This is a genomic window from Citrobacter sp. C5_2 (genome assembly GCF_014596845.2).
Lineage (GTDB): Bacteria > Pseudomonadota > Gammaproteobacteria > Enterobacterales > Enterobacteriaceae > Citrobacter > Citrobacter werkmanii.
In genome coordinates, this window is sequence record NZ_CP115032.1 from 4,559,878 (window position 1) to 4,584,386 (window position 24,509).

Consider the following 24,509-nt stretch of genomic DNA (forward strand, 5'->3'; position numbering starts at 1 on the left):
ACTCCTTATTAAGCAGAGTGTTCTGCCAGTTGTTTTTCTGCGTCTTCCTCAGCGCGCAACGTGCGTCCTGCGAAAAACATATAAGCCAGTGCAATCAGAATAATGACGGCCATAAACGCGATGCCGATGGAGGCAAAGCCCTGCATCATCGGCGGTGCCAGAATTGACCAGTCCGCCATCCCCATCCACGCGCTCATACCGGTGAGTTTCACCGCCCAAACGCAGCCAAAGATTTCAATCATCCCCATCACCAGACAAATCTTGAGCGCCGCGCGCCAGCCGCCAAAGTGGTTCGCGAACACGCCAATGGTGGCGTTGGAGAAAAACATTGGGATAAAACCAGGAATAATCAGGATGGAAGAACCGCAGCCCACGAGGATGCCGACCGCAATCAGTTGGCCGATGGTGCCCCACATAAAGCCCCACACGACGGCATTCGGCGCAAAGCTATAGATGGCGGCACAGTCAATCGCCAATACCGCACCGGGAATCAGACGCTGGGAGATACCGTTGAACGCTTCTGAAAGTTCGGCGACGAACATACGTACGCCCTGGGTGATGATGAAGATCGCCACGGCAAACGAAAAACCAGTCTGCAGGATGTACACCGTCCAGTGCGTTTTCCCCGCCATCGCCTGAACCACATCAATGCCGAAAGAAAGCAGGATCGCCCCGAAGAAAATGGTCATGACAATCGCGGTCGAAACGATGTTGTCATGGAAGATATTCAGCCAGCCAGGCAGTTTGAGATCTTCTACGCTCTCCTCTTTTTTACCCAGATAAGGCGCGACCTTGTAGGCAATCCATGAAGCGAACTGCTGCTGGTGGCCGATGGAAAAACCGCAGCCGTCGGTCACTTCCTGCGTCGGCTTGTACATCATATTGGAGGTAATCCCCCAGTAGAGCGACACCAGCACCGCCGTGCAGATAATGGTGGTCCACATGGAATAGCCGAAGATATAGAAAGAGACCGCAATTAAGCCCGCCTGCTGGAACATGATGTGCCCGGTGAGCATGATGGTGCGAATGCCGGTAATACGCCGCAGCAAGACGTAACAAATGTTCAGCGCCAGCGCCAACAGCACGGCATAACCTACCCAGCTATAAGCGTCTCCCATACGTTCAATGGTTGCCATCATGGAGGCATACGTATCGGAAATCGCACCATTGATACCGTAAACCTCGGACATCTTCGCCACCACCGGTTTAAACGTGCTGGTCAGAATGCCCGATCCCGCCTGCAGCAGCATAAAACCGATAATCGTTTTGATCGTGCCTTTGATAATGACGCTGACGCTTTTGCGCAACAGGATGTAGCCGAGGCAGGTCACAATACCCAACAGCAACGGCGCGTTGGTCATGACCTGATTAAAAAAGACGGTAAAGATGTTGTAGAGGATCTCCATAACGATCTCCAGTAGACAAAGTTGCTGAACATTCATTACAGATGTTCAGGATGTTGTGCCCCCACTCTAATTTTCAAAAGTAATCACAACAAGATTGAATTTGATTAAATGTGATGGAGTACGCAAATAAATCTCTTACCCGAGCCAGGGTTTTATGGAACATTCATAGAGCAAAAAATAAAACTCATAAAAACAATAAAATACAAAAATAGATTGCTACAAAGCATCCCGTTACGTTGTGAGTAATAGACGCTTTACGACGGAATCAGAAAAATCCACGCATTGCCTTCTTGATAAATTGATGTCAGTATCAATCAAAATAAATCATAATTTGATTCAACTTGAACCAACATGAAGGTAAATGCGATGAGTAAAGTAAAAAGCATCACGCGCGAATCATGGATTCTGAGCACATTCCCGGAGTGGGGAAGCTGGCTGAATGAAGAGATCGAACAGGAACAGGTCGCACCTGGCACCTTTGCTATGTGGTGGCTTGGCTGTACCGGAATTTGGCTAAAGTCGGAAGGCGGGACTAACGTCTGCGTCGATTTCTGGTGCGGAACAGGTAAGCAAAGTCACGGTAATCCGCTGATGAAAACCGGTCACCAGATGCAACGCATGGCGGGCGTGAAGAAACTGCAGCCAAACCTGCGTACTACGCCGTTTGTACTTGATCCGTTTGCGATTCGCCAGATCGATGCGGTGCTGGCTACGCACGATCATAACGATCACATCGACGTTAATGTCGCGGCTGCGGTCATGCAGAACTGCGCGGACGACGTGCCGTTTATTGGGCCACAAACCTGTGTGGATCTGTGGGTCGGCTGGGGCGTGCCGAAAGATCGCTGCATCGTGGTAAAACCCGGCGATGTGGTTAAAGTGAAAGATATTGAAATTCATGCGCTTGATGCTTTTGATCGTACCGCGTTGATTACTCTTCCCGCCGATCAGAAAGCGGCGGGCGTGCTGCCGGACGGTATGGACGCGCGCGCCGTTAACTATCTGTTCAAAACACCGGGCGGCACGCTGTATCACAGCGGCGACTCACACTACTCCAACTATTATGCAAAACACGGCAATGAGCATCAGATCGACGTCGCGCTCGGATCCTATGGCGAAAACCCGCGTGGCATTACCGACAAGATGACCAGCTCCGACATGCTGCGTATGGCCGAAGCGTTGAATACAAAAGTCGTCATCCCCTTCCATCATGACATCTGGTCAAATTTCCAGGCCGATCCTCAGGAAATTCGCGTGCTGTGGGAGATGAAAAAAGATCGGCTGAAGTATGGCTTTAAGCCATTCATCTGGCAGGTAGGTGGCAAATTCACCTGGCCGCTGGATAAAGATAACTTTGAATATCACTATCCACGCGGCTTTGATGACTGTTTCACGATTGAACCGGATCTACCGTTTAAATCCTTCTTGTGATTCACACCAAATGCCGGGCATAACCCGGCATTTTTTCCCCATTTACTTTAGTATTTCCAGGCTATTTCAAATATCATCTTTTCAAATCAATTTGTATCGGAATAGCTCATGACTGAAGCACAAAGACATCAAATATTGCTGGATATGCTGGCGCAGTTGGGCTTTGTTACCGTTGAGAACGTAATTGAGCGCCTGGGGATTTCACCCGCCACAGCCCGCCGGGATATCAACAAACTCGACGAAAGCGGCAAACTCAAGAAAGTTCGTAACGGCGCAGAAGCCATCACGCAGCAGCGCCCGCGCTGGACGCCAATGAATCTGCATCAGGCGCAGAACCACGATGAAAAGGTTCGCATTGCCAAAGCGGCCTCTCAACTGGTGAATGCCGGTGAAAGCGTGGTGATCAACTGCGGATCGACCGCCTTCCTGCTCGGACGTGAAATGTGCGGCAAGCCAGTGCAGATCATCACTAATTATCTGCCGCTGGCGAACTATTTGATCGACCAGGAGCACGAGAGCGTGATCATCATGGGAGGACAATACAACAAAAGCCAATCTATCACGCTTAGCCCACAAGGTAGTGAAAATAGCCTGTATGCCGGGCACTGGATGTTCACCAGCGGCAAAGGGTTGACCGCAGATGGACTGTATAAAACCGATATGCTGACCGCGATGGCGGAGCAGAAGATGCTTAACGTGGTGGGCAAACTGGTGGTGTTGGTCGATAGCAGTAAGGTCGGTGAACGCGCGGGGATGCTGTTCAGCCGCGCCGATCAAATCGATATGCTGATTACCGGCAAAAATGCGGACCCTGAGATCCTGCAACAGCTCGAAGCTCAGGGTGTAAGCATTATGCGCGTTTAAAGGTGCTGGCGGAAAAACGTCACCGTCGCAGTCAGCGCTTCTGGCGTAATGCGGTGGCGTACGCCTGCTTCCCACAGACAGGTCAGGTTATTGTCCAGACCTGCCTGAATCAGCGCCTGCTGTAAGCGAAAAGTTTCAATAGCCGGTACCACATCATCTTCCTGCCCATGCCATAGTAGCAACGGTCTGTCGGCCAGGCGTGGCAACTGGTGCGTCACTTCCCATTCGGCCAGCGGCGCGATGAGGGCATCAAACGCAGCCTGCTGTTCTGGCGTCTGGACCAATAAAGGCGGAAAAAGCGTCTGCGCAAGCCGGGTAAAGTAGCCCGAACCCATCAGGCTGGCTACACATTTCACCTCGGGGTGACGAGCCATAATGCCCAGGGCCGTCATTCCCCCCATTGACGCTCCGCCTACGGCAAGCCGTTCATCTGACAGCCAATTTTCTGCCACCAGCGCCGCACGTAACGTCGAAAATTCCTGCATGTTTTGCTGCAATATGTGCCAAAAGCGGTATATCCGCCCCTGTGCGTCACCCTTGAAGCGGGCACCATGGTCTGGCGCATCTGGCATCACTACCCGGAATCCAGCCTGAGCCAGAGCAACGGCAAAATAGCTGTAGACCAGACTGGAAGATGTAAATCCGTGATAGAAAATAATACAGGGGAGTGAACATGCGCGTTTGCCAGCCGGAACGGCTTGCAGGACAGGGATACCCGCCAACTGTCGTGTTTCAATTTCGATCATTTGTCGCCTCTTTCTTTCTGGTATGCCATGCAGCAATACTTAACGCAAGCGAATGTGTTCGACAATGATTCATAATGTTGAGAACTGGGTTACGCTTTCGCAACATTTTCATTCGAAAATCGCGTGAGAGATAACAATTCGGGAACATTCCCCTAAAGGGAAATTAATAAGGCACTACACTATGGCTATCAGGAAACGAGATAGAGTTATGCGTCGGTTTGCCTCTTTGTTGCTGGTTTTATTTTTAAGCGCCTGTAGCGTGCTACAGGGAACGCCGCAACCCGCACCGCCCGTTGCCGACCACCCGCAGGAGATCCGCCGTAACCAGAGTAATGGGTTACAGCGAATAGGGACGGTTAGCGCGCTGGTAAGAGGCTCACCGGATGATGCGCTGGCTGAAATCCGCGACAAAGCCGTCGCGGCAAAAGCTGATTATTATGTGGTCTTATTAGTCGATGAGACCATTGTGACAGGCCAATGGTATTCACAAGCGATTTTGTATCGTAAATAACATTGGTTTGAAATTTAGTCAGCTTTACATTGCTTTGCGCCCCTATGCGTTTACCTGTGCACAATAAACCAACAGCAGGAAGCTTGAGGTTTATTATCGCGATGGAATGCCCTGCCGTGTGTAGGGGTACGAATAATGGAGCTGACGATGAAACAATCACTTGCCTTATCCTCACTGCTGCTTTCTACCGGACTGGTAGGTACTACGGCGCAGTCTGCCGAGTTCGCCAGTGCTGACTGTGTTACCGGCCTGAACGAAATAGGGCTGATATCCGTCAGTAACATTGCAGGAAATCCGCAGGATGTAGAACGTGTCGTTGCGTTAAAAGCGGATGAACAAGGTGCTTCATGGTATCGGATCATTCAAATGTATGAAGATCAGCACCCCGATAACTGGCGCGTCCAGGCCATACTCTATGCGTAACAGATTGCCGGATGGGGTAAACTTATCCGGCCTGCTTTAACGTAGGCATTATGATAAGACGCGCCAGCGTCGCCATCAGGCATATTATTACCGTAATCCTCCCGTTGCCCGTAGCAGCAGATCATTCTGTACCTGTTCAGACAACCGTCGTCCACCACGCGTATCCAACATCATCTGACACCAGGCCTGCGCCACTGGCGGAGAGGCATAGCGCAACATTTGCGCCCCGCAACCGAGCAGGAAAAGCTGCTGCGTAATCTCCCGTCCCAATTCTTCAATGGGTTTACGCAGGTGTTGCTGCAACTGACGAACCATCCGATCGTAATGACGATCCTGCCCTTTGACCTCGGCAAAGGCTTCGCTGAGCATATCGTAGATACCGGGTTGTTTTGCCAGCACCCGCAATACATCAAGACACATAATATTGCCGGAGCCTTCCCAGATACTGTTTACCGGCATCTCACGGTACAGACGTGGCAGCTCACTCTCCTCGCAGTAGCCAACCCCACCCAATACTTCCATCGCCTCAGCGACAAACGGCATCCCGCTTTTGCAGACAGAATATTTCGCCGCTGGCGTAAACAACCGAGCCCACAGCGCTTCTTTGGCATCAGCGCGGCGGTCCCAGGCCCGTGCCAGCCTAAACAGTAACGCGGTCTGGCCTTCCAACTGGAGCGCCATTCGGCTTAAGACCTGACGCATCATCGGCTGTTCAATCAATGGCTTGCCAAATACCTGTCGTTGGTGCGCATGATAAATCGCCACGGAAAAGGCACGTCGCATCATGCTATGGCTACCGAGCGCACAGTCAAAACGCGTCATACCACCCATTTTCAGGATATGGCGTATACCTTCTCCTTCTTCGCCCAACAGCCAGCCAATAGCATCGTGGAATTCGACTTCGCAGCTGGCATTGGAGCGGTTGCCTAACTTATCTTTCAGCCTCTCGAGACGGATAGCATTACGTTGACCATCGGGTAAAAATCGCGGTACAAAAAAGCAGGATAATCCCCCCTTTGCCTGCGCCAGCACCAAATGGGCATCGCTTTGTGGCACAGAGAAAAACCACTTATGTCCCACCAACCGATACGAGCCGTCTGCGAGGCGTTCCGCCTGGGTGGTATTGCTCAACACATCTGAGCCCCCCTGTTTCTCGGTCATTCCCATACCGATCAGCAGCCCACGCTTTTGCCCACCCGGCAATAAATGCGAGTCATAACGGTCACTTAGCAGCGGCGTAAACCAGTCGTGAAATTGTGAAGGTAGCATCTGCAGTAACAGCGGCGTGGCGGCAAAAGTCATGGTTACCGGACACAACGTGCCTGCTTCCACCTGCGCATGCAGCATGAAACGCGCCGCGCGGGCAACAAATGTTCCCTGCCGCGCTTCGTCTTCCCAGGCAAGGTTATGCACGCGGTTGGCGCACAGCCCCTGCATCAGCAAATGCCAGGCAGGATGAAAACGCACATCGTCCAGTCGCTGCCCCTGCGGATCGTAGCGCAAAAGCTCGGGTGGAAAAGCATTAGCCAGGCGACCCAGTTCGAGCGACTCCGCGGTACCTAGCTGCTGGCCAATACTCGCCAACACATCGCTGTCCCAGCCCGCCCCTTCGCGGATAACCGCTTCGCACAGGGCGCCATCGGACAGGTATAAGTTGCTGTTATTGAGCGGTACAGGTTGGTTAAAAACGGTATGCGTTTGCCAGTGCATTGTGTTTCCCTCCGTCAATGGCCGTGGCCTTAAGTATGGCCAGCCAGACAAGAGAGTGCCTGGGATGAAGGTCACAAAAAAGCCATCCCAGGGGATGGCTTGAGAGAAATTGAGAATGAATTAGCCGCGCTGACGAACGGCCTCAAACAGGCAGATGCCGGTCGCGACTGAAACGTTTAGCGACGAAACGCTCCCTGCCATCGGGATACTGATCAGTTCGTCACAATGTTCGCGGGTCAGACGACGCATTCCTTCGCCTTCAGCCCCCATGACCAGCGCCATACGTCCGGTCATTTTGCTCTGATAGAGAGTATGGTCGGCTTCGCCAGCGGTGCCCACAATCCAGATATTCTCTTCCTGCAGCATACGCATCGTGCGCGCCAGGTTAGTTACGCGGATCAGCGGTACGCTTTCAGCCGCGCCACAGGCCACTTTTTTCGCCGTCGCATTCAACTGTGCGGAACGATCCTTCGGTACGATAACCGCATGTACACCAGCAGCATCCGCGCTACGCAGGCATGCGCCCAGGTTATGCGGATCGGTGACGCCATCGAGGATCAAAAAGAACGGCTGATCGAGCGCAGCAATCAGATCCGGCAGATCGTTCTCCTGATACTGACGACCCGGCTTCACGCGCGCAATAATCCCCTGATGTACCGCACCCTCGCTTTTCTCATCCAGGAACTGACGGTTAGCCAACTGAATGACAACGCCCTGCGCTTCCAGTGCATGGATCAACGGCAGCAGGCGTTTATCTTCACGGCCTTTGAGAATAAAGACGTCCTGGAAGCGCTCAGGCGCACGTTCCAGCAGAGCCTGCACCGCGTGGATGCCGTAAATCATTTCACTCATGAATGTACTCGTTAATAGTTTGTGCGTAACGCCGGGCAACATAATAGTTGCCCGACTTACCGTTTATGGCTGTTATTGTGCGACGTTCTTTTTCGCCGCACGTTTAGCTTTGGTGGCGGCAGCGATTTTACGCGTTTTTGCCGATGGCTTTTTCGCTTTTTTATCGCCTTTCTTCTCAGCCGTTTTTTTATCCGCCTGAGGTTTGGCTCTGCCTTTCTTCTCGCCGCGGAATGCGCTGTCCGGCTCGAAATTCACCTTTTTGCCCATTTGACGACGTTTACCGGTAGTTTTACCTGCATCGCCTTTTTTAGCTTTTTCGCGTGCGGTTTTGCCCTCATTGCGCGGCGCACGTTCGCTGGAGATCAAACTGAAATCGATTTTACGCTCGTCCATGTTGACCGCTTCCACGCGAACTTCCACACGATCGCCCAGGCGATACATCTGACCGCTTGACTCACCCGTCAGACGCTGCCCAACCTGGTCAAAGCGATAGTAGTCGTTATCCAGGGAGGAGACATGCACCAAACCGTCGATAAACAGTTCGTCAAGACGGACAAAGAAGCCAAACCCGGTCACGCTGGCAATTACGCCTTTAAAGACGTTACCCACCTGATCCAGCATGAAGTCACACTTCAGCCAGTCAGAGACGTCGCGCGTAGCTTCGTCAGCACGGCGTTCGGCCATCGAACAGTGCTGGCCAAGTTGCAGCATCTCTTCCATTGAATAATGATAGCCACCGGTTTCCGTGGTGTTGCCTTTATGGCCCTGCTCCTGCGCCAGCAAATATTTAATTGCACGGTGCAAAGAGAGATCCGGGTAACGACGAATCGGCGAGGTAAAGTGCGCATAAGATTGCAGCGCCAGACCAAAGTGACCCCGGTTTTCTGGATCGTAAATCGCCTGCTTCATCGAGCGCAGCAGCATAGTTTGCAGCATTTCCGCGTCAGGACGGTCGGCAATCGACTCCAGCAATTCAGCGTAATCGCGCGGCTCGGGTTTATTGCCGCCAGGCAGTTCCAGGCCCAGTTCGGCCAGTACGGAACGGAAGGAGGTAATCGCTTCGGTCGTCGGCTTATCGTGAATACGGAACAATGCTGGCTCTTTGGCTTTCTCAACGAATCGCGCCGCTGAGATGTTTGCCATGATCATGCACTCTTCAATCAGCTTGTGCGCGTCGTTACGTTGCGTCTGTTCGATACGTTCAATACGACGTTCAGCGTTGAAAATAAACTTCGCTTCTTCACTTTCAAACGAGATGCCGCCGCGTTCTTCCCGGGCTTTATCCAGCACTTTGTAGAGATTATGCAGCTCTTCAATATGTTTCACTAACGGCGCATACTGCTCGCGCAGTTCCTGATCGCCCTGCAGCATGTGCCAGACTTTGGTGTAGGTCAGACGCGCATGGGAACTCATTACCGCTTCGTAGAATTTAAAGCCGGTTAACCGACCTTTCGACGAAATGGTCATTTCGCACACCATACACAGACGGTCTACCTGCGGGTTCAGCGAACACAATCCGTTAGACAGCACTTCCGGCAGCATCGGGACAACCTGCGACGGGAAGTAGACAGACGTGCCACGGCTGCGCGCTTCCTGATCCAACGGAGTCGGCGGGCGGACGTAATAGCTTACGTCAGCAATCGCCACCCATAAACGCCAGCCGCCGCCGCGTTTCTTCTCGCAGTAAACCGCATCATCGAAGTCACGCGCATCTTCGCCATCAATAGTGACCAGCGGGAGATCGCGTAGATCAACACGTCCAACTTTCGCCTCTTCCGGCACTTCTTCTTTCAGCCCGGCAACCTGTTTTTCGACTGCCTGCGGCCAGATATACGGGATTTCATGGGTACGCAGGGCCATATCAACAGCCATGCTGGTGCCCATGTTGTCGCCCAAAACTTCAACGATTTTACCCACAGCTTTGGTGCGACGGGTTGGACGCTGGGTCAGCTCAACCACGACCACAAAGCCCATACGCGCCCCCATAACCTCTTCCGGCGGAATAAGGATATCGAAACTCAGGCGGCTATCGTCCGGGACGACAAACCCAACCCCAGCATCGGTAAAGTAGCGGCCGACAATCTGGCTGGTTTTCGGCACCAGTACACGCACAATACGCGCTTCGCGACGACCTTTACGGTCCGCGCCCAGCGGCTGCGCCAGCACCTGATCGCCATGAATGCAGGTTTTCATCTGCTCGCTGGACAGGTACAGATCATCTTTGCGGCCTTCGACGCGCAGAAAGCCGTAGCCATCACGGTGGCCAATAACGGTACCTTTCAGCAGGTCAAGACGTTCCGGCAGCGCGTAGCACTGACGACGAGTGAAGACCAGTTGCCCGTCACGCTCCATCGCGCGCAGGCGACGACGCAGCGCTTCTTGCTGTTCTTCACCTTCAATGTTGAGTTCAGCGGCCAACTCATCGCGGTTGGCCGGTTTTTCACGTTTAGTTAAATGTTCGAGGATAAATTCCCGGCTCGGGATAGGGTTCGCGTATTTTTCAGCTTCGCGTTCCTGGAAAGGATCTTGTGACATCTCGGTTCCTCCGTTGTCATCTCTGATGAAGATTTTCGTCACTCCACCAGCAATAATTTATAAAGCGGTTGATTTTCTTCAACCAAATCAGCAAGTGTGTAGTTGTCCAGTTCCGTGAGAAAACTTTGCACTGCTTTAGAAAGCGCCTGTTTGAGTCGGCAGGCAGGGGTTATGTGGCAAAACTCGCTGCTACAGTTGACCAGCGATAAGGGTTCCAACTCGCGAACCACATCACCAATACAAATATCCTTAGCGGGTTTACCCAGGCGGATACCGCCATTTTTTCCTCGAATAGCAGTAACAAAGCCCGCCCGGCTAAGTTGATTGATTATTTTGACCATATGATTACGGGACACGCCGTAGACTTCTGTCACCTCAGAAATACTGGTCATACGTCCTTCGGGAAGTGACGCCATGTAGATTAGCGCACGTAATCCGTAATCGGTGAAACTTGTTAACTGCACATCAACCTCAGGAAAAGGGATAAAACGGATAAACCTGGTGGTATTAATTATATTGATGATAAACCAGCCACCAGCCAGGTCGCTAATTTATTTCAGTTCGGGAAGGAAAAAAGCGAGGAACTTACGTGATTTTAAGCCGGATTCTAATGCAAAACGCCTCATCCGGCCTAAGATAGTGCAAGCGCAGCGCCATTCGACGCTACGCCATAACCAGAATTATGCGTCGAACGGGTCGCGCAGGATCATGGTTTCAGTACGGTCTGGGCCAGTTGAGATAATATCAATCGGCACACCGGTCAGTTCTTCAATACGCTTGATGTAGTTCAGCGCCGCCTGCGGCAGACCACTACGTTCCTTCACGCCAAAGGTGGATTCAGACCAGCCTGGCATGGTTTCGTAAATCGGCTCGATACCTTTCCAGTCGTCAGCCGCCAGCGGGGTAGTCGTAACTTCACGGCCATCCGGCATACGGTAAGCGACACAGATTTTCACCTCTTTCAAACCGTCCAGTACGTCCAGTTTGGTCAGGCAGAAGCCAGACAGGGAGTTAATCTGTACTGCACGACGCACGGCAACGGAGTCCAGCCAACCGGTACGACGACGACGACCAGTGGTTGCGCCATACTCGTTACCTTGTTTGCACAGGAACTCGCCAACGTCATCAAACAGCTCTGTCGGGAACGGACCCGCGCCAACACGAGTAGAGTAAGCTTTGATGATACCCAGCACGTAATCCACATAACGTGGGCCCAGGCCGGAGCCAGTCGCCACGCCACCCGCGGTGGTGTTGGAGGAGGTTACGTACGGATAAGTACCGTGGTCGATATCCAGCAGCGTACCCTGCGCGCCTTCGAACATGACGAAATCGCCACGCTTACGCGCCTGGTCCAGCAGATCGGAAACATCAACAACCATAGAAGTCAGGATGTCGGCAATCGCCATCACATCATCCAGCACTTTCTGGTAGTCAACCGCTTCGACTTTATAGAAATTCACCAACTGGAAGTTGTGATATTCCATCACTTCTTTCAGTTTTTCAGCGAAGGTTGCTTTATCAAACAGATCGCCAACGCGCAGACCGCGACGAGCCACTTTATCTTCATAAGCCGGGCCGATACCGCGACCGGTAGTACCGATCGCTTTCTCGCCACGCGCTTTCTCACGAGCGTTATCCAACGCAACGTGATAATCAAGGATCAGCGGACAAGCTTCAGACAGCAGCAGGCGCTCGCGAACCGGGATACCACGATCTTCCAGCCCTTTCATTTCTTTCATCAGCGCGGACGGAGACAGTACAACACCGTTACCGATGATGCTGATGACATTCTCGCGAAGAATACCTGATGGAATAAGATGGAGGACGGTTTTTTCACCGTTGATTACGAGAGTATGGCCTGCGTTGTGTCCACCCTGGTAGCGCACAACATATTTAGCCCGTTCAGTCAGAAGATCGACGATCTTCCCTTTACCTTCGTCACCCCATTGGGTGCCCAGTACGACGACGTTGTTACCCATTTTTCAAAATCACCGTTTGCTTAAAAATGGATTCTACCACCGCTTTTTCAGATATACAGCACTTTTTGCATGCTAAAATCCGCAAATTAGGCTACTTATTGATCAGCCAATCGTTTTCCTCAACATGTAGTAGACCACAACGCCCGCAACCACAAGACCTCCACCAAAACGACGCAAAGTATTTTCGGGGAGTTGCGCCATCGCGGAGATCATTTTCTTCCATGCGCCGGGATAAAGCATCGGACCCAGACCTTCCAGCACCAAAACCAGCGCGAGTGCCAGCAAAATTGTTGAATTCATCCATCGTCCTTATATAAAAAGAAAACCACCGCATCCCTGGGGACGCCGGTGGTTTTGCTGGTTTAAAACCGCTGAAACTATTTTAGCGTGTCGCGGTATTCGGTGTCTTCATGTAGCGGAAGAAATCGCTGTCCGGGCTCATGACCATCACGTCCTGGTTACCTTCGAAGCTCTTCTCATATGCACGCAGGCTACGAATGAAGGCGTAGAAGTCAGGATCCTGGCTGAACGCGTCGGCAAACAGTTTAGCGGCTTCTGCATCGCCTTCACCGCGCATAATGCGGCCCTGACGCTCAGATTCTGCCAGCGTTTTCGTTACTTCGTAATCCGCCGTTGCACGCAGTTTTTCCGCTTCTTCCTGACCTTGTGAACGATGGCGACGCGCTACCGCTTCACGCTCAGCGCGCATACGGTTGTAGATAGCCTCAGATACTTCCGCAGGCAGGTTAATTTGCTTAATACGCACGTCAACCACTTCGATCCCCAACGCCGCCATACTGTTCGGGTTGATGACCGGTACTTTACCGTTCGTTTCAGCCTGAACACGCTCAGCCGCTTCGGCAATCGCACTATCCGCCGCCGGCGTCGCGACTTCATCTTCCGTACCAGCAGAACCGGAGTTCAGCGCGTCACGGACTTCCAGAGTCAGACGACCACGGGAATCGGTAACGATGTCTTTCACGTCGAGACGACCGATTTCAGAACGCAGACGGTCAGAGAACTTACGTTTCAGCAGGACTTCTGCCTGAGAAACATCGCCACCGCCCGTTGCCAGGTAGTAACGGCTAAAGTCACTGATGCGCCACTTGATGTAGGAGTCAACGATCAGGTCTTTCTTCTCTTTGGTGACAAAGCGATCGGCCTGGTTGTCCATGGTCTGAATACGCGCATCCAGCATCTTCACTGATTCAATAAACGGAATCTTGAAGTGCAGGCCAGGTGCAACGACCAGCGGCTTGTTTTCATCATCACGCAGAACTTTACCAAAGCGCAGCGTAATACCGCGCTCGCCTTCTTTGACCACAAAGACAGACATGAACAGAACTACCAGAACGATGATGATAATCGCAATAACTGACTTACGCATCGTTATTCCCCCTGACGCTGGTAGTCGTTACGCTGCGCGTTCGCGCGGCGTTGGTCCATAATATCGCCCTGACTGGTGGACGAGGTGTTGCTTGCTCCAGTGCTGGAGGTCGTCGCTGGCGGCAGACGCAGCAGGTTTGAACTGCTGTCACTCTTTGCTGCTGGCACACTACCGCCTTTCAGCATTTGATCCAGCGGCAGAACCATCAGATTGCTGCCTTTATCGTTAACAAGGACTTTGCGGGTATTGCTCAGCACTTTTTCCATGGTCTCGATATACAGACGCTCGCGAGTAATTTGCGGCGCGGCTTTATATTCCGGCAGAATTTTCGCGAAGCGCGCCACTTCACCCTGGGCTTCCAGGATGGTTTGCGTTTTGTAAGCACGCGCTTCTTCCAGAATACGCTGCGCCTGACCGTTCGCACGCGGCTGAACTTCGTTGGTGTACGCTTCCGCTTCACGGATGTACTGCTGTTCGTTTTCGCGCGCGGCAATCGCATCGTCAAACGCGGCTTTTACCTCTTCCGGCGGACGTGCGGCCTGGAAGTTGACGTCCAGCAGGGTGATACCCATGTTGTACGGACGGATCGTTTCTTCCAGTTCACGCTGGGTATCGCTACGAATAACGGTACGCCCTTCGGTCAGGATACGGTCCATAGTGTACTTCCCAATAACGCCACGCAGTGCGCTGTCGGTTGCCTGACGCAGGCTGTCATCCGCGCTGGTTACGCTAAACAGGTAACGCTGCGGATCGGTCACGCGGTACTGCACGTTCATTTCAACGCGCACAACGTTTTCGTCAGATGTCAGCATGACGCCAGATGCGGCAAGTTCACGCACGGCTTCAACGTTGACCGGGGTCACTTCGTCGATAAAGGTCGGCTTCCAGTTCAGACCCGGCTCAACCAAATGGCTGAATTTACCGAAGCGTGTCACCACGCCGCGTTCCGCTTCTTTAATGGTGTAGAAACCGCTGGCCGCCCAGATTATGACGATAGCGGCCGCAGCGATAGTAAAGACCCGACCGCCCAGTTGCGGACGCGGACCTTGCGATGAACTACCGCCGCCAGAACCAGTACCTTTACCGCCGCCCAGACCACCGAGCTTTTTGCTCAGTTTGCGGAAGATATCATCCAGATCGGGAGGTCCCTGATCGCGCCCACCTTTGTTTCCATTTCCCTCAGGGTTGCCGCCAGGTTTGCTGCTTCCCCACGGGTCGCGGTCTTGTCCGTTATTACCGGGCTGATTCCACGCCATTTTTGTGCTCCATATTTGTTATGCGATGCTATACCTGCGTCTTTTGTGCTGCCGATGCGTTGGCTACGCAAAATCCACAAGGTATAGAGGCGAAAAAATCTTCAGGCCATATCCGTCAGATCAGACAACATAGTCTTCCAGTGCCGGTTCTTGTTTACAGAGGCGACGCCAGTCTACGATCGGCATACGAACCTGCAGACCTACGCTGCCGTCCTCCTCCATCCACTCTTTTTCTATTGCCTGAAGTTGATAAAACCGGCTTCTCAGACGCCCTTCCTGCGGCGGCAAACGCAACGTATGCTGCGCCACCTCACCGGAAAGCCGCTCAGTCAAAGCCTGAAAAAGCTGTGGTATACCTATTCCCGTTTGCGCTGAAACCCAAACGCGAATGGGTTTATTCTCTTCATCTCTGTCGATACGCGGTTCAAAGTCATCCAGCATATCGATTTTATTCATCACCAGCAGGGTCGGGATCTCATGCGCATCGATCTCCTCAAGCACCGTATCGACGGCCTCGATGTTTTCTTGCACACGAAAATCTGCTGCATCAATAACGTGCAGCAGCAATGTCGCCTGACGTGTTTCCTGCAAGGTGGCTTTAAATGCCGCCACCAGGTCGTGCGGTAAGTGACGGATAAACCCTACGGTATCCGCCAGCACGGTTTCACCGACATCCGCGACGTCGATCCGCCGCAGGGTCGGGTCCAGGGTCGCAAACAGTTGATCCGCTGCGTAGACCCGGGCTTCAGTTATCTGGTTGAACAGGGTGGATTTTCCGGCGTTGGTATATCCCACCAGTGATACGGTCGGGACATCCGCTTTCTTACGCGACTGTCGCCCCTGCTCACGTTGCTTTTCAACTTTTTCCAGGCGCGACTGTATCTGCAAAATGCGATTACGCAGCAAACGACGGTCGGTTTCGAGCTGGGTTTCACCCGGACCGCGCAAACCAATCCCGCCCTTTTGCCTTTCAAGGTGGGTCCAGCCACGGACCAAACGCGTAGCCATATGGCGCAGTTGCGCCAGCTCAACCTGCAACTTACCCTCATGGGTTCGCGCACGCTGGGCAAAAATATCCAGAATAAGACCAGTCCTGTCGATAACCAGACACTGGCACAATTGTTCCAGGTTACGTTCCTGGGCAGGGCTTAGAGCATGATCAAAAATCACCACCGCAGCGCCAGTCGCTTTTACGGCTTCGGCAATTTCGATTGCCTTGCCTTCACCAACAAAATACTTCGGGTGCGGTGCTTTACGGCTCCCGGTAATCACCTGCATTGCTTCGACACCGGCGGAAGAGACCAGGGATTCAAACTCCTGGAGGTCTTCCATATCTTTGTCTTGCGAAAAATAGATGTGTACCAGTACCGCCTGCTCACCGGCATCATAACGGTCAAACAAGCGTCAACCCCTTAATATGTATCAACGGGGAACGCAGGTTCGCTGGCTCCCCGTATGTAAAACAGCAATCAACCTTATTCGGTTTCTTCGCTGTCCTGTTGCGCAGATGAACCTTGCGCGTTGCTACCGTGATGGTAGTTGCTGCCAGTGCCGCCGGTGGCATTATTGCTGTGATGGGAAACCGGGCGAGACGGGACAACAGTAGAAATCGCGTGCTTATAAACCATCTGGCTGACCGTGTTTTTCAACAGGATCACGAACTGATCAAAAGACTCGATTTGACCTTGCAGCTTAATACCATTCACCAAATAAATAGAAACTGGAACACGTTCCCGACGCAGTGCGTTCAGGAACGGATCTTGTAAAGATTGCCCCTTAGCCATTCTCTCTTTTCCTTATATGCTTATTTGTACTTTGAACCTTTCGATTCTGAAAAATTGCGCACGATACGTTTCAATTGTACACATTCAGTTCGCGATAGCACCAACAACCTGTAATACTTCGTTTCGCGCCTGGTCAGGCTTTTCACTGTCAAGCCAGTGCACCCCTTCCCAACCACGCAACCAGGTCACCTGCCGCTTCGCCAACTGCCTCGTGGCGCAAACACCTCTATAAACCATTTCATCGTATGAAATTTCGCCTTCAATGTATGACCACATCTGGCGATACCCGACACAACGAATGGAAGGCAAATCCGTATGCAAATCTCCACGGGCAAAAAGCGCCCGGACTTCTGCTTCAAAACCTGAAGCTAACATCTGATGAAAACGCTGCTCAATTCGCTGATGGAGCAGTTCACGGCTCGCCGGGGCGATTGCAAACTGATGCACCTCATACGGCAAAGCATCTCCTGACGTTTGCGTCAGCTCCGTTAAAGTTTTACCCGAAATGAAAAAAACTTCCAGTGCCCGGGAAAGTCTTTGCGGATCATTTGGATGAATACGCGCGGCAGCTACGGGATCGATCTCCTGAAGCTGTCGGTGTAACGCATCCCACCCATGCTCTGCCGCCTGCTGCTCAATTCTGGCCCTGACGTCCGGGTCCGCCGACGGTAACGGCGACAGCCCTTCAAGCAAGGCTTTGAAATATAACATTGTGCCGCCCACCAGCAGCGGAATACGCCCCGCGGCGGTGATATCGGCCATCTCGGCTAACGCATCGCGGCGAAAATCCGCAGCAGAGTACGCTTGCGACGGATCGCGAATATCCAGTAATCGGTGCGGCGCGGCCTGTAATTCATCTGCATCAGGCTTGGCTGTACCGATATCCATCCCTTTGTAAATAAGGGCGGAATCAACGCTTATCAACTCTACAGGCAAAACTTTACGCAATTCAATTGCGAGCGCTGTTTTACCGGAGGCCGTTGGCCCCATTAAAAAAATCGCCTTTGGCAGGCTCGCCTTACGGGTATCACTCATGTTTCAGGGCATTCATTACCGAATGTAAATCAACAGGTTGTAACAGACCACCCGGCGGCGCCTTCACGAGTTGTGGGCAAAGCCGCTCAACATCCGCTAACAGCGTAATCGCCTGGGCCATGCTCCACTGCGGATGCTCGCTAATCAGGTTACGTGCAATCCACTGTGCAATATTGCCCGGCTCGAATACGGACTGCTGCGCCAGGTAGCCTATCAGTTCAGGAATCAAGATTTGTAAATTTTGTTGGCGTAAGGGTAAAGGCACTGCCCGGATGGTCACATGCTGCGCATCCAGTTGAAATTCAATGCCCAGATCGGCCAGTTGGCTCTGCCCTTTCTGCAGCGCCGCTTTTTCATCGGCGGTCACTTTTAGACGTAAAGGAATCAGTAATGGTTGGGCGCAAACAGCCCCCTGTCCTGGCGTTAATTGCGCCTGACGCAGCCAACGTTCCGCCACAGGTAATGCCAGTAACCGAATATGACCATCGCATTCGAGTAACGCGCAGTCCGCACCGACAATCGTTAGCACCCGACCAAACCCCTGACTGTTACCGGTCAGAGGAGCCGATGGCGCTTCAGATACCGGCGCTTTACGCGTTGGAATTGGCGTCTGCAGCAGTTGCTGATAAATCTCACCCTGCTGCTTTTGATATCCAGGCTGGGCATGAGGCCAGCTGGCGCCCGCCTGACGACCGCCACCGCCAGCGGGGGCAGAGTAGCGAGGTGCAGCAGCTTCACGCGCCGGAGCGGGCTCGGCAAAATGGTTACGTCCGGCTGCAACGCGGTTTTCCGGGATGTGCCGTGGGGCAGGTTCGTCGTCATCAGCCAACGGCAGCGGCGTTTCAAGCTGCTGTTGCAGAACGCTCAATACGCCCTGGTAGATAAAATCATGCACCAGACGCGACTGATGGAAACGGACTTCATGTTTGGCGGGATGCACATTAACATCCACCTGATGCGGATCGATTTCCAGATATAAAACAAATGCCGGCTGCTGATCGGCGCCCAGCTTATCTTCACAGGCCTGGCGGATAGCGTGGTTGATCAGGCGGTCACGCATCATCCTGCCATTCACGTAACAGTACTGGATTTCCGCCAGCGCCGTCGTTGTGTGGTGAGGATCGGCTACCCAGCCCCGTAGCGTCAAATCGCCATGCTGCCATTCAATCGCCAGCGCATGTTCCAGAAACGGCATACCGCAAATCGCGCCCAGACGGCGCTCTTTTTGTCCATCCGCAGCCACTGCACGGTACTGACGCACCACTTTGCCGTTGTGCGACAAATTAATCGTCACATCAAAACGCGCCAGCGCAATGCGGCGGATAATCTCATCGATATGATTAAATTCGGTTTTCTCGGTGCGCATAAACTTGCGCCGCGCCGGGGTGTTGTAGAACAGATCCAACACCTCCAGCGTGGTACCCACCGGATGCGCGGCGGGTTTAACCGTGACATCCATGTCGCGTCCTTCAGCATAGGCTTGCCAGGCTTCAGGCTGCTCTTGCGTGCGCGACGTCAGGGTTAAACGAGAGACCGAGCTAATACTGGCTAACGCTTCGCCGCGAAACCCAAGGCTCACGATGGCTTCGAGATCGTCAAGCGAGGCAATTTTACTGGTGGCATGACGCGCCAGCGCCAGCGCCAGCTCGTCTTTTTTAATCCCGCAGCCGTTGTCACGAATACGAATAAGCTTCACGCCGCCGCGTTCGATATCAATATCAATACGCGTCGCGCCAGCATCGATACTGTTTTCCACCAGTTCTTTCACCACTGACGCAGGCCGTTCTACCACCTCGCCCGCGGCAATCTGGTTCGCCAACTGTGGCGGTAGAACCTGAATCGGCATGGCTAATCCTTAATTTGTTAACGTGTTGCCAGGCGACACGGCGCTGGCGGTTTGCGCCGGTGCGCCCTGCGGCCCGGTTTGCATCGGGTGCGCCTGGAAATAGTTACGTAATCCTTTGTAAATCGCCTCGGCCAGTTGCTGCTGGTAATCATCGCTCGCCAACAGACGCTCTTCGCTGTTGTTACTGATAAAGCCAGTTTCAACCAGCACTGACGGGATATCCGGCGAACGGAGTACCCCAAGACTGGCGTGTTCCGGCCGACGTTTATGCATTGAGCCAATACGTTCTAACTGCCCGATCATGCTGGTCGCCACATCATACCCGACGCGTTGCGAATGACCGAACTGCAGATCCAGCACGGCCTGGCTGAGGTAAGGATCGGCCTGGCTGTTGGCCAGCACATCGCCCGCACCACCTAACAATTCTGATTGCTTCTCATGCTGTTCCAGCCAGCCAGCCATTTCACTGTTCGCCCGGCGGTTTGACAGTACCCAGACGGAAGCGCCAGTGGCATCCCGGTTTGGCGCGGCGTCAGCATGAATCGAAACCAGGAAGTTGGCGTTTTGTTTACGCGCAACGTCGGAACGTCCCATGACCGAGATGAAGTAATCGCCATCGCGGGTGAGGACGCCTTTAAACATCGGGTCATCATTCAGCAAACTGCGTAGTTTACGCGCCACGGCAATCGTGACATTTTTCTCACGCGTACCGCCGGGACCAATTGCGCCGGGATCCTGTCCGCCATGCCCGGCATCAATGGCGATAACCACTTTGTCGCCGCTATTGGTGCTGGCGCGCGCCGCAGGTCGCGTGGAAGTATTACTGCTGGTAACCGCCGTAGTGCGATCGTTTTCCGCTTTAAACGGATTACGTGCAGGCTCGGCAGGGCGCGGGGCGACAACCGGCGCTTCGACACGTTTCGCAACCACCGGAGGCGGTGGAGGCGGCGGTGGCGCATCGGCCTTGATGGTAAACACGACGGTATAATTACCGCCGTTCTGGCGTTTTACGGCATCGGCTTTGCCGTTCTCGGTTAAATCCACCAGCAGGCGCAGAGACTGCGCGTCTTTTGGCGTACCGGAACGGATAGATTTGACCAGATTATTACCGCTAAACAGCAACGGTAATCCCTGAATCACACCGGTTTGTTTAATATCCAGCGCGACGGTTCGTTTCCCATCCTGCGAAACGGCGTATTCAGGATCGCCGATAAAACTCAGCGTAATCCGCGCCTGTTGATCGCCGTTGGAAACCTGAAGATCGGAGAGGCTGGCGGCCCCTGCCTGCGCGCACAGCAGGACCAGGGTTGCCATCAGCCAGTTTCTGATGCGATAAATCATCCCGCCACCCTTAAGGTTAATCGGCTAAACGCGCCAGCAATAAATCACCCGATGAGGAGACTGCGCTTACGCGCGCCTCTCGACCTTGTGCCTGGTATTCGATGTGTATTTCGACGTCCGGGTCTGGCAGAACACCTTTACCTTGTTGCGGCCATTCCACCAGGCAGATGGCATCATTGGCAAAATAATCGCGGATCCCCATAAATTCCAGCTCCTCCGGGTCCGCAAGTCGATACAGATCGAAGTGATAAACCATCAAATTATCGAGCGAATAGGGTTCAACCAGCGTGTAAGTCGGGCTTTTGACATTACCTTTATGACCTAACGCCTGCAGGAATCCACGGCTAAAAGTGGTTTTGCCCGCTCCCAGGTCGCCGTACAAATAAATTACCGTCGCGCCGTCACAGGCTTTGGCTACCCGCAGTCCCAGGTCTAAAGTCGCCTGTTCATCAGGTAGTGGAATTACTCGATTCATCATGATAAACGTCAATCACATCAGGGTTAACAATACGCTGTAGCGTAGTAAAGAGATCGGTCGCCAGCATGCCGCGCGTACCAAAACGCGCCGCCAGCACATCCGCCGCCGCACCGTGCGCAACACATCCCGCACATGCTGCATCATACGGGGTAAGCTTCTGTCCGAGCAATGCGCCAATAATACCGGAAAGCACATCACCCATTCCGCCGCTGGCCATGCCTGCATTGCCGGTAGCAATAATACCCAACTCAGCCGGTTCAGCAGCAACAACCGTACCCGCGCCTTTCAGCACTACCACGCCTCCGTACCGTTTTACCAGACGTTGTGCACAAAGTAAGCGATCGTCTTCAATTTCTGCAATGGAACAGCCCAGCAGTCGCGCGGCTTCTCCCGGATGCGGCGTGATCACGCGATTGTGACGTTTATCGGGGTTGAATGCCAGCAGGTTGAGCGCATCGGCATCCCAGAGCATCGGTTTGCGAAAATTCTCGACCTTTTGCAGCGCTTTTTTGCCCCACTCCTGCTGACCAAGCCCAGGACCAATGACGACAACATCCGCCCACGCCAGGCTTTCATCCAGAGTCTGCGGCGTTAGCGTATCAACCATCAGTTCCGGCCTGGCGGTCAGAATCGGAGCGATGTTTTCACTGCGGGTCAGCACTTTGACCAGCCCGGCTCCTGCACGCAGCGCCGCTTCACCGGCCATACGTATTGCGCCTGCCGTCCCGTGGTCCCCGCCGATAATCACCAGCCGACCGTGGGAACCTTTGTGCGAGGTAGGTCGGCGTGGCGTCAGCCAGTGCGCAAGCTGTAGAGCATCAAAACGTTGAATTGGCGCATTCTGCCCAGCCAGCCAGTCGTCCAGCCCAAGCGCGTTAACATGCAGGCGTCCGGTGACATCGCGCGCTTTACCGGTTAACAGGCCTGGTTTGAGCGCAATAAAGGTGACGGTATGCGCCGCATTGATGACCGCACCCGGTGTCGCCCCTGTTTGCGCCAGCAGGCCGGAAGGAATATCTATCGCCACGATGGGGGCTGGGTAAGTATTGGCACGTTCAATCAATACCGAGAGAGCCTCACGCGGCGCGTGTTTTAAGCCAGTCCCTGACAGCGCGTCGATGATGACGTCCACGCTACCAGGCCAGGTGATATCCGCAGCATGAATGACGCCACCGGCATTAAGCCAGGCATCGCGCGCCTGCTGTGCTTCCTCCGGAAGTGGTTTGTCACTCTCTTGCGCCAGCAGCGTGACCTCAAGCCCCTGCGCTTTGGCAAGCCTTGCCACTACGTAGCCATCGCCGCCGTTGTTGCCATGACCGCACAGCACCAGCCAGTGTTGAGCGTGCGGATAGGCTTCGCGGGCGACCTGAAACGCGGCCTCTCCCGCCCGTTGCATCAGTTCGTACAACGTCAGCCCTAAGCTGTCTGCCGCCTCTCGCTCCATCCGCCTGATGTCATCGGCGTACCAGATGGAGTGTGGTATACTTGCGGGGTTTTTCTTCATTGTATGGTCCGTCATGTCAGAGCCCCTCGATCTCAATCAGTTAGCGCAAAATATTAAGCAGTGGGGGCTGGAGCTTGGCTTTCAGCAGGTCGGTATTGCCGATACCGACCTCAGCGAAGCGGAGCCCAAACTGCAGGCCTGGCTGGATCAACACTATCACGGCGAGATGGACTGGATGGCCCGTCACGGCATGATGCGCGCCCGACCTCACGAATTATTGCCCGGTACGCTACGTGTCATCAGCGTACGTATGAACTATCTCCCTGCCAAGGCGGCCTTTGCCAGCACGTTGAAAAACCCCTCTCTGGGTTACGTCAGTCGCTACGCGCTTGGGCGCGACTACCATAAGCTGCTGCGTAACCGCTTAAAAAAGCTGGGCGAGATGATTCAACAACACTGCGTTTCGCTGAATTTTAGACCTTTTGTCGATTCCGCGCCCATTCTTGAGCGTCCGCTGGCGGAAAAAGCCGGGCTTGGCTGGACAGGTAAGCACTCACTTATCCTTAATCGCGAAGCCGGTTCATTTTTCTTCCTTGGTGAATTACTGATCGACTTGCCCTTGCCGATCGATAAGCCAGTAGAAGAAGGATGCGGGAAATGTGTCGCCTGTATGACTATCTGTCCCACCGGGGCCATCGTTGAACCCTACACCGTAGATGCGCGCCGTTGTATCTCTTATCTCACTATCGAACTGGAAGGCGCTATCCCTGAAGCGTTTCGTCCCTTGTTGGGGAATCGCATTTACGGCTGCGATGATTGTCAGCTCATTTGTCCCTGGAACCGCTATTCGCAGTTGACGGTCGAGGATGACTTTAGCCCACGCAAGCAGCTTCATGCTCCGGAGTTAATAGAGCTGTTTAGCTGGAGCGAAGCGTGGTTTTTAAAAGTCACTGAGGGGTCTGCCATTCGTCGTATTGGTCATCTGCGCTGGCTGCGAAATATCGCTGTTGCGTTGGGCAATGCACCCTGGGATGAAGCCGTAATTAACGCCCTGGAAAACCGTAGAGGTGAGCACCCACTTCTCGACGAACACATAGCGTGGGCGGTTGCTCAGCAAATTGAGAAGCGAAACGCCTGCGTAGTTGAGGTGCAGTTGCCGAAGAAACAACGTTTAGTCAGGGTCATCGAAAAGGGTCTACCGCGCGACGCTTAAGTCATCCACAGCTTGTGTATAAAAATAAAAACACATTGATATTCAAGAGGGAAAAAATCGTCAAGTGATCGCATTAACAATTTGAAATGATAATTAATCCAGTAATTTCAATGTGTTAAAATGATACTATTAACCAGGCGAAGTTTTTTGCATTCCAGGAATAATACCTGGACCTGTGGATAAGTCTGTTTACAAGAGTATGTCAACGACGAAACAAAACGTCCCCAACGCGATTCTTCGTTGTGGATATTTTTTTTGAGGTAAGAAT

At 53.2% G+C, this 24,509-nt stretch carries 22 protein-coding genes; 5 read left to right on the forward strand and 17 right to left on the reverse strand.

Translation table 11 applies throughout. The features are described from left to right. Positions 1–8: 8 nt before the first annotated feature. A complete protein-coding gene (ulaA, locus tag ICA20_RS22175; RefSeq protein WP_038636554.1) occupies positions 9–1,406 on the reverse strand; it encodes a PTS ascorbate transporter subunit IIC in 1,398 nt (465 codons plus the stop codon). A 366-nt stretch (positions 1,407–1,772) separates the two neighbouring features. On the opposite strand from ulaA, the gene ulaG reads away from it, so the two are divergent. Next, a complete protein-coding gene (ulaG, locus tag ICA20_RS22180; protein WP_038636551.1) occupies positions 1,773–2,837 on the forward strand; it encodes an L-ascorbate 6-phosphate lactonase in 1,065 nt (354 codons plus the stop codon). Positions 2,838–2,945: 108 nt separating this feature from the next. Then, positions 2,946–3,701, forward strand: a complete 756-nt coding sequence (ulaR, locus tag ICA20_RS22185) for an HTH-type transcriptional regulator UlaR (RefSeq protein WP_006686325.1) — start codon at positions 2,946–2,948, stop codon at positions 3,699–3,701. On the opposite strand, the gene yjfP is transcribed toward ulaR, so the two are convergent. Continuing rightward, entirely contained in the window at positions 3,698–4,447 is a 750-nt protein-coding gene (yjfP, locus tag ICA20_RS22190; protein WP_038636547.1) for an esterase, read from the reverse strand. The two genes, ulaR and yjfP, sit on opposite strands and share 4 nt — an antisense overlap. Before the next feature lie 181 nt (positions 4,448–4,628). Between yjfP and bsmA the strand changes: the two genes are divergently transcribed. Both bsmA and yjfN read left to right on the forward strand, forming a co-directional pair. Next, positions 4,629–4,958 carry a biofilm peroxide resistance protein BsmA gene (gene bsmA / locus ICA20_RS22195; protein ID WP_038636544.1) on the forward strand — a complete coding sequence of 110 codons (330 nt, stop codon included), beginning with the start codon at positions 4,629–4,631 and terminating at the stop codon, positions 4,956–4,958. Between the two features lie 147 nt (positions 4,959–5,105). Further along, positions 5,106–5,381 carry a DUF1471 family protease activator YjfN gene (gene yjfN, locus ICA20_RS22200; RefSeq protein WP_077223936.1) on the forward strand — a complete coding sequence of 92 codons (276 nt, stop codon included), beginning with the start codon at positions 5,106–5,108 and terminating at the stop codon, positions 5,379–5,381. Between the two features lie 87 nt (positions 5,382–5,468). On the opposite strand, the gene ICA20_RS22205 is transcribed toward yjfN, so the two are convergent. From ICA20_RS22205 to nnr, 15 genes are all read right to left on the reverse strand, one after another. After that, positions 5,469–7,091: an isovaleryl-CoA dehydrogenase gene (locus ICA20_RS22205; RefSeq protein WP_038636537.1), complete on the reverse strand. Its 1,623-nt coding sequence runs from the start codon at positions 7,089–7,091 to the stop codon at positions 5,469–5,471. Positions 7,092–7,211: 120 nt separating this feature from the next. Further along, a complete protein-coding gene (gene rlmB / locus ICA20_RS22210) occupies positions 7,212–7,943 on the reverse strand; it encodes a 23S rRNA (guanosine(2251)-2'-O)-methyltransferase RlmB (protein WP_038636534.1) in 732 nt (243 codons plus the stop codon). A gap of 72 nt (positions 7,944–8,015) precedes the next feature. Beyond that, positions 8,016–10,478 (reverse strand): ribonuclease R, encoded by a 2,463-nt coding sequence (gene rnr, locus ICA20_RS22215; RefSeq protein ID WP_038636531.1) that lies wholly within the window; start codon positions 10,476–10,478, stop codon positions 8,016–8,018. 38 nt (positions 10,479–10,516) lie between these two features. After that, positions 10,517–10,942: a nitric oxide-sensing transcriptional repressor NsrR gene (nsrR, locus tag ICA20_RS22220; RefSeq protein ID WP_038636528.1), complete on the reverse strand. Its 426-nt coding sequence runs from the start codon at positions 10,940–10,942 to the stop codon at positions 10,517–10,519. 216 nt (positions 10,943–11,158) lie between these two features. Beyond that, positions 11,159–12,457, reverse strand: a complete 1,299-nt coding sequence (gene purA / locus ICA20_RS22225; RefSeq protein ID WP_003025606.1) for an adenylosuccinate synthase — start codon at positions 12,455–12,457, stop codon at positions 11,159–11,161. A 102-nt stretch (positions 12,458–12,559) separates the two neighbouring features. Then, complete coding sequence (locus ICA20_RS22230) at positions 12,560–12,757, reverse strand: DUF2065 family protein (protein WP_006686310.1); 198 nt, start codon at positions 12,755–12,757, stop codon at positions 12,560–12,562. Positions 12,758–12,839: 82 nt separating this feature from the next. Then, positions 12,840–13,844, reverse strand: coding sequence for a protease modulator HflC (gene hflC / locus ICA20_RS22235; RefSeq protein WP_003830491.1), 1,005 nt, complete (start codon positions 13,842–13,844; stop codon positions 12,840–12,842). Positions 13,845–13,846: 2 nt separating this feature from the next. After that, the gene (hflK, locus tag ICA20_RS22240; RefSeq protein WP_038636524.1) at positions 13,847–15,100 is read right to left on the reverse strand and encodes an FtsH protease activity modulator HflK; all 1,254 of its coding nucleotides are present in this window, start codon (positions 15,098–15,100) and stop codon (positions 13,847–13,849) included. Positions 15,101–15,220: 120 nt separating this feature from the next. Continuing rightward, positions 15,221–16,501 carry a ribosome rescue GTPase HflX gene (hflX, locus tag ICA20_RS22245; RefSeq protein WP_003025589.1) on the reverse strand — a complete coding sequence of 427 codons (1,281 nt, stop codon included), beginning with the start codon at positions 16,499–16,501 and terminating at the stop codon, positions 15,221–15,223. A 74-nt stretch (positions 16,502–16,575) separates the two neighbouring features. Continuing rightward, positions 16,576–16,884 carry an RNA chaperone Hfq gene (hfq, locus tag ICA20_RS22250; RefSeq protein ID WP_003025584.1) on the reverse strand — a complete coding sequence of 103 codons (309 nt, stop codon included), beginning with the start codon at positions 16,882–16,884 and terminating at the stop codon, positions 16,576–16,578. An 84-nt stretch (positions 16,885–16,968) separates the two neighbouring features. Then, a complete protein-coding gene (gene miaA, locus ICA20_RS22255; RefSeq protein WP_038636521.1) occupies positions 16,969–17,919 on the reverse strand; it encodes a tRNA (adenosine(37)-N6)-dimethylallyltransferase MiaA in 951 nt (316 codons plus the stop codon). After that, positions 17,912–19,765: a DNA mismatch repair endonuclease MutL gene (mutL, locus tag ICA20_RS22260; protein WP_038636518.1), complete on the reverse strand. Its 1,854-nt coding sequence runs from the start codon at positions 19,763–19,765 to the stop codon at positions 17,912–17,914. Before mutL ends, miaA begins: the two co-directional genes overlap by 8 nt. A gap of 9 nt (positions 19,766–19,774) precedes the next feature. After that, positions 19,775–21,106, reverse strand: coding sequence for an N-acetylmuramoyl-L-alanine amidase AmiB (amiB, locus tag ICA20_RS22265; RefSeq protein ID WP_038636515.1), 1,332 nt, complete (start codon positions 21,104–21,106; stop codon positions 19,775–19,777). Positions 21,107–21,122: 16 nt separating this feature from the next. Continuing rightward, complete coding sequence (gene tsaE / locus ICA20_RS22270; RefSeq protein ID WP_008786002.1) at positions 21,123–21,584, reverse strand: tRNA (adenosine(37)-N6)-threonylcarbamoyltransferase complex ATPase subunit type 1 TsaE; 462 nt, start codon at positions 21,582–21,584, stop codon at positions 21,123–21,125. Beyond that, positions 21,556–23,103 (reverse strand): bifunctional ADP-dependent NAD(P)H-hydrate dehydratase/NAD(P)H-hydrate epimerase, encoded by a 1,548-nt coding sequence (gene nnr / locus ICA20_RS22275; RefSeq protein WP_071888081.1) that lies wholly within the window; start codon positions 23,101–23,103, stop codon positions 21,556–21,558. The genes tsaE and nnr overlap by 29 nt, the downstream gene beginning before the upstream one ends. Here nnr and queG point away from each other — a divergent pair. Beyond that, the gene (queG, locus tag ICA20_RS22280) at positions 23,102–24,241 is read left to right on the forward strand and encodes a tRNA epoxyqueuosine(34) reductase QueG (protein ID WP_038636511.1); all 1,140 of its coding nucleotides are present in this window, start codon (positions 23,102–23,104) and stop codon (positions 24,239–24,241) included. The genes nnr and queG overlap by 2 nt on opposite strands. Positions 24,242–24,509 lie beyond the last annotated feature (268 nt).

Excerpts from the sequence above, each read along its gene's own strand:
- ulaR (WP_006686325.1), top strand. The coding sequence starts at position 2,946 with ATGACTGAAGCACAAAGACATCAAATATTGCTGGATATGCTGGCGCAG.
- hflC (WP_003830491.1), bottom strand. The coding sequence starts at position 13,844 with ATGCGTAAGTCAGTTATTGCGATTATCATCATCGTTCTGGTAGTTCTG.
- queG (WP_038636511.1), top strand. The coding sequence starts at position 23,102 with ATGTCAGAGCCCCTCGATCTCAATCAGTTAGCGCAAAATATTAAGCAG.
- bsmA (WP_038636544.1), top strand. The coding sequence starts at position 4,629 with ATGGCTATCAGGAAACGAGATAGAGTTATGCGTCGGTTTGCCTCTTTG.
- hflK (WP_038636524.1), bottom strand. The coding sequence starts at position 15,100 with ATGGCGTGGAATCAGCCCGGTAATAACGGACAAGACCGCGACCCGTGG.
- purA (WP_003025606.1), bottom strand. The coding sequence starts at position 12,457 with ATGGGTAACAACGTCGTCGTACTGGGCACCCAATGGGGTGACGAAGGT.
- hfq (WP_003025584.1), bottom strand. The coding sequence starts at position 16,884 with ATGGCTAAGGGGCAATCTTTACAAGATCCGTTCCTGAACGCACTGCGT.
- yjfP (WP_038636547.1), bottom strand. The coding sequence starts at position 4,447 with ATGATCGAAATTGAAACACGACAGTTGGCGGGTATCCCTGTCCTGCAA.
- rlmB (WP_038636534.1), bottom strand. The coding sequence starts at position 7,943 with ATGAGTGAAATGATTTACGGCATCCACGCGGTGCAGGCTCTGCTGGAA.
- mutL (WP_038636518.1), bottom strand. The coding sequence starts at position 19,765 with ATGCCGATTCAGGTTCTACCGCCACAGTTGGCGAACCAGATTGCCGCG.
- ulaA (WP_038636554.1), bottom strand. The coding sequence starts at position 1,406 with ATGGAGATCCTCTACAACATCTTTACCGTCTTTTTTAATCAGGTCATG.
- nnr (WP_071888081.1), bottom strand. The coding sequence starts at position 23,103 with ATGACGGACCATACAATGAAGAAAAACCCCGCAAGTATACCACACTCC.
- ICA20_RS22230 (WP_006686310.1), bottom strand. The coding sequence starts at position 12,757 with ATGAATTCAACAATTTTGCTGGCACTCGCGCTGGTTTTGGTGCTGGAA.
- rnr (WP_038636531.1), bottom strand. The coding sequence starts at position 10,478 with ATGTCACAAGATCCTTTCCAGGAACGCGAAGCTGAAAAATACGCGAAC.
- amiB (WP_038636515.1), bottom strand. The coding sequence starts at position 21,106 with ATGATTTATCGCATCAGAAACTGGCTGATGGCAACCCTGGTCCTGCTG.
- miaA (WP_038636521.1), bottom strand. The coding sequence starts at position 17,919 with ATGAGTGATACCCGTAAGGCGAGCCTGCCAAAGGCGATTTTTTTAATG.
- tsaE (WP_008786002.1), bottom strand. The coding sequence starts at position 21,584 with ATGATGAATCGAGTAATTCCACTACCTGATGAACAGGCGACTTTAGAC.
- ulaG (WP_038636551.1), top strand. The coding sequence starts at position 1,773 with ATGAGTAAAGTAAAAAGCATCACGCGCGAATCATGGATTCTGAGCACA.
- ICA20_RS22205 (WP_038636537.1), bottom strand. The coding sequence starts at position 7,091 with ATGCACTGGCAAACGCATACCGTTTTTAACCAACCTGTACCGCTCAAT.
- yjfN (WP_077223936.1), top strand. The coding sequence starts at position 5,106 with ATGAAACAATCACTTGCCTTATCCTCACTGCTGCTTTCTACCGGACTG.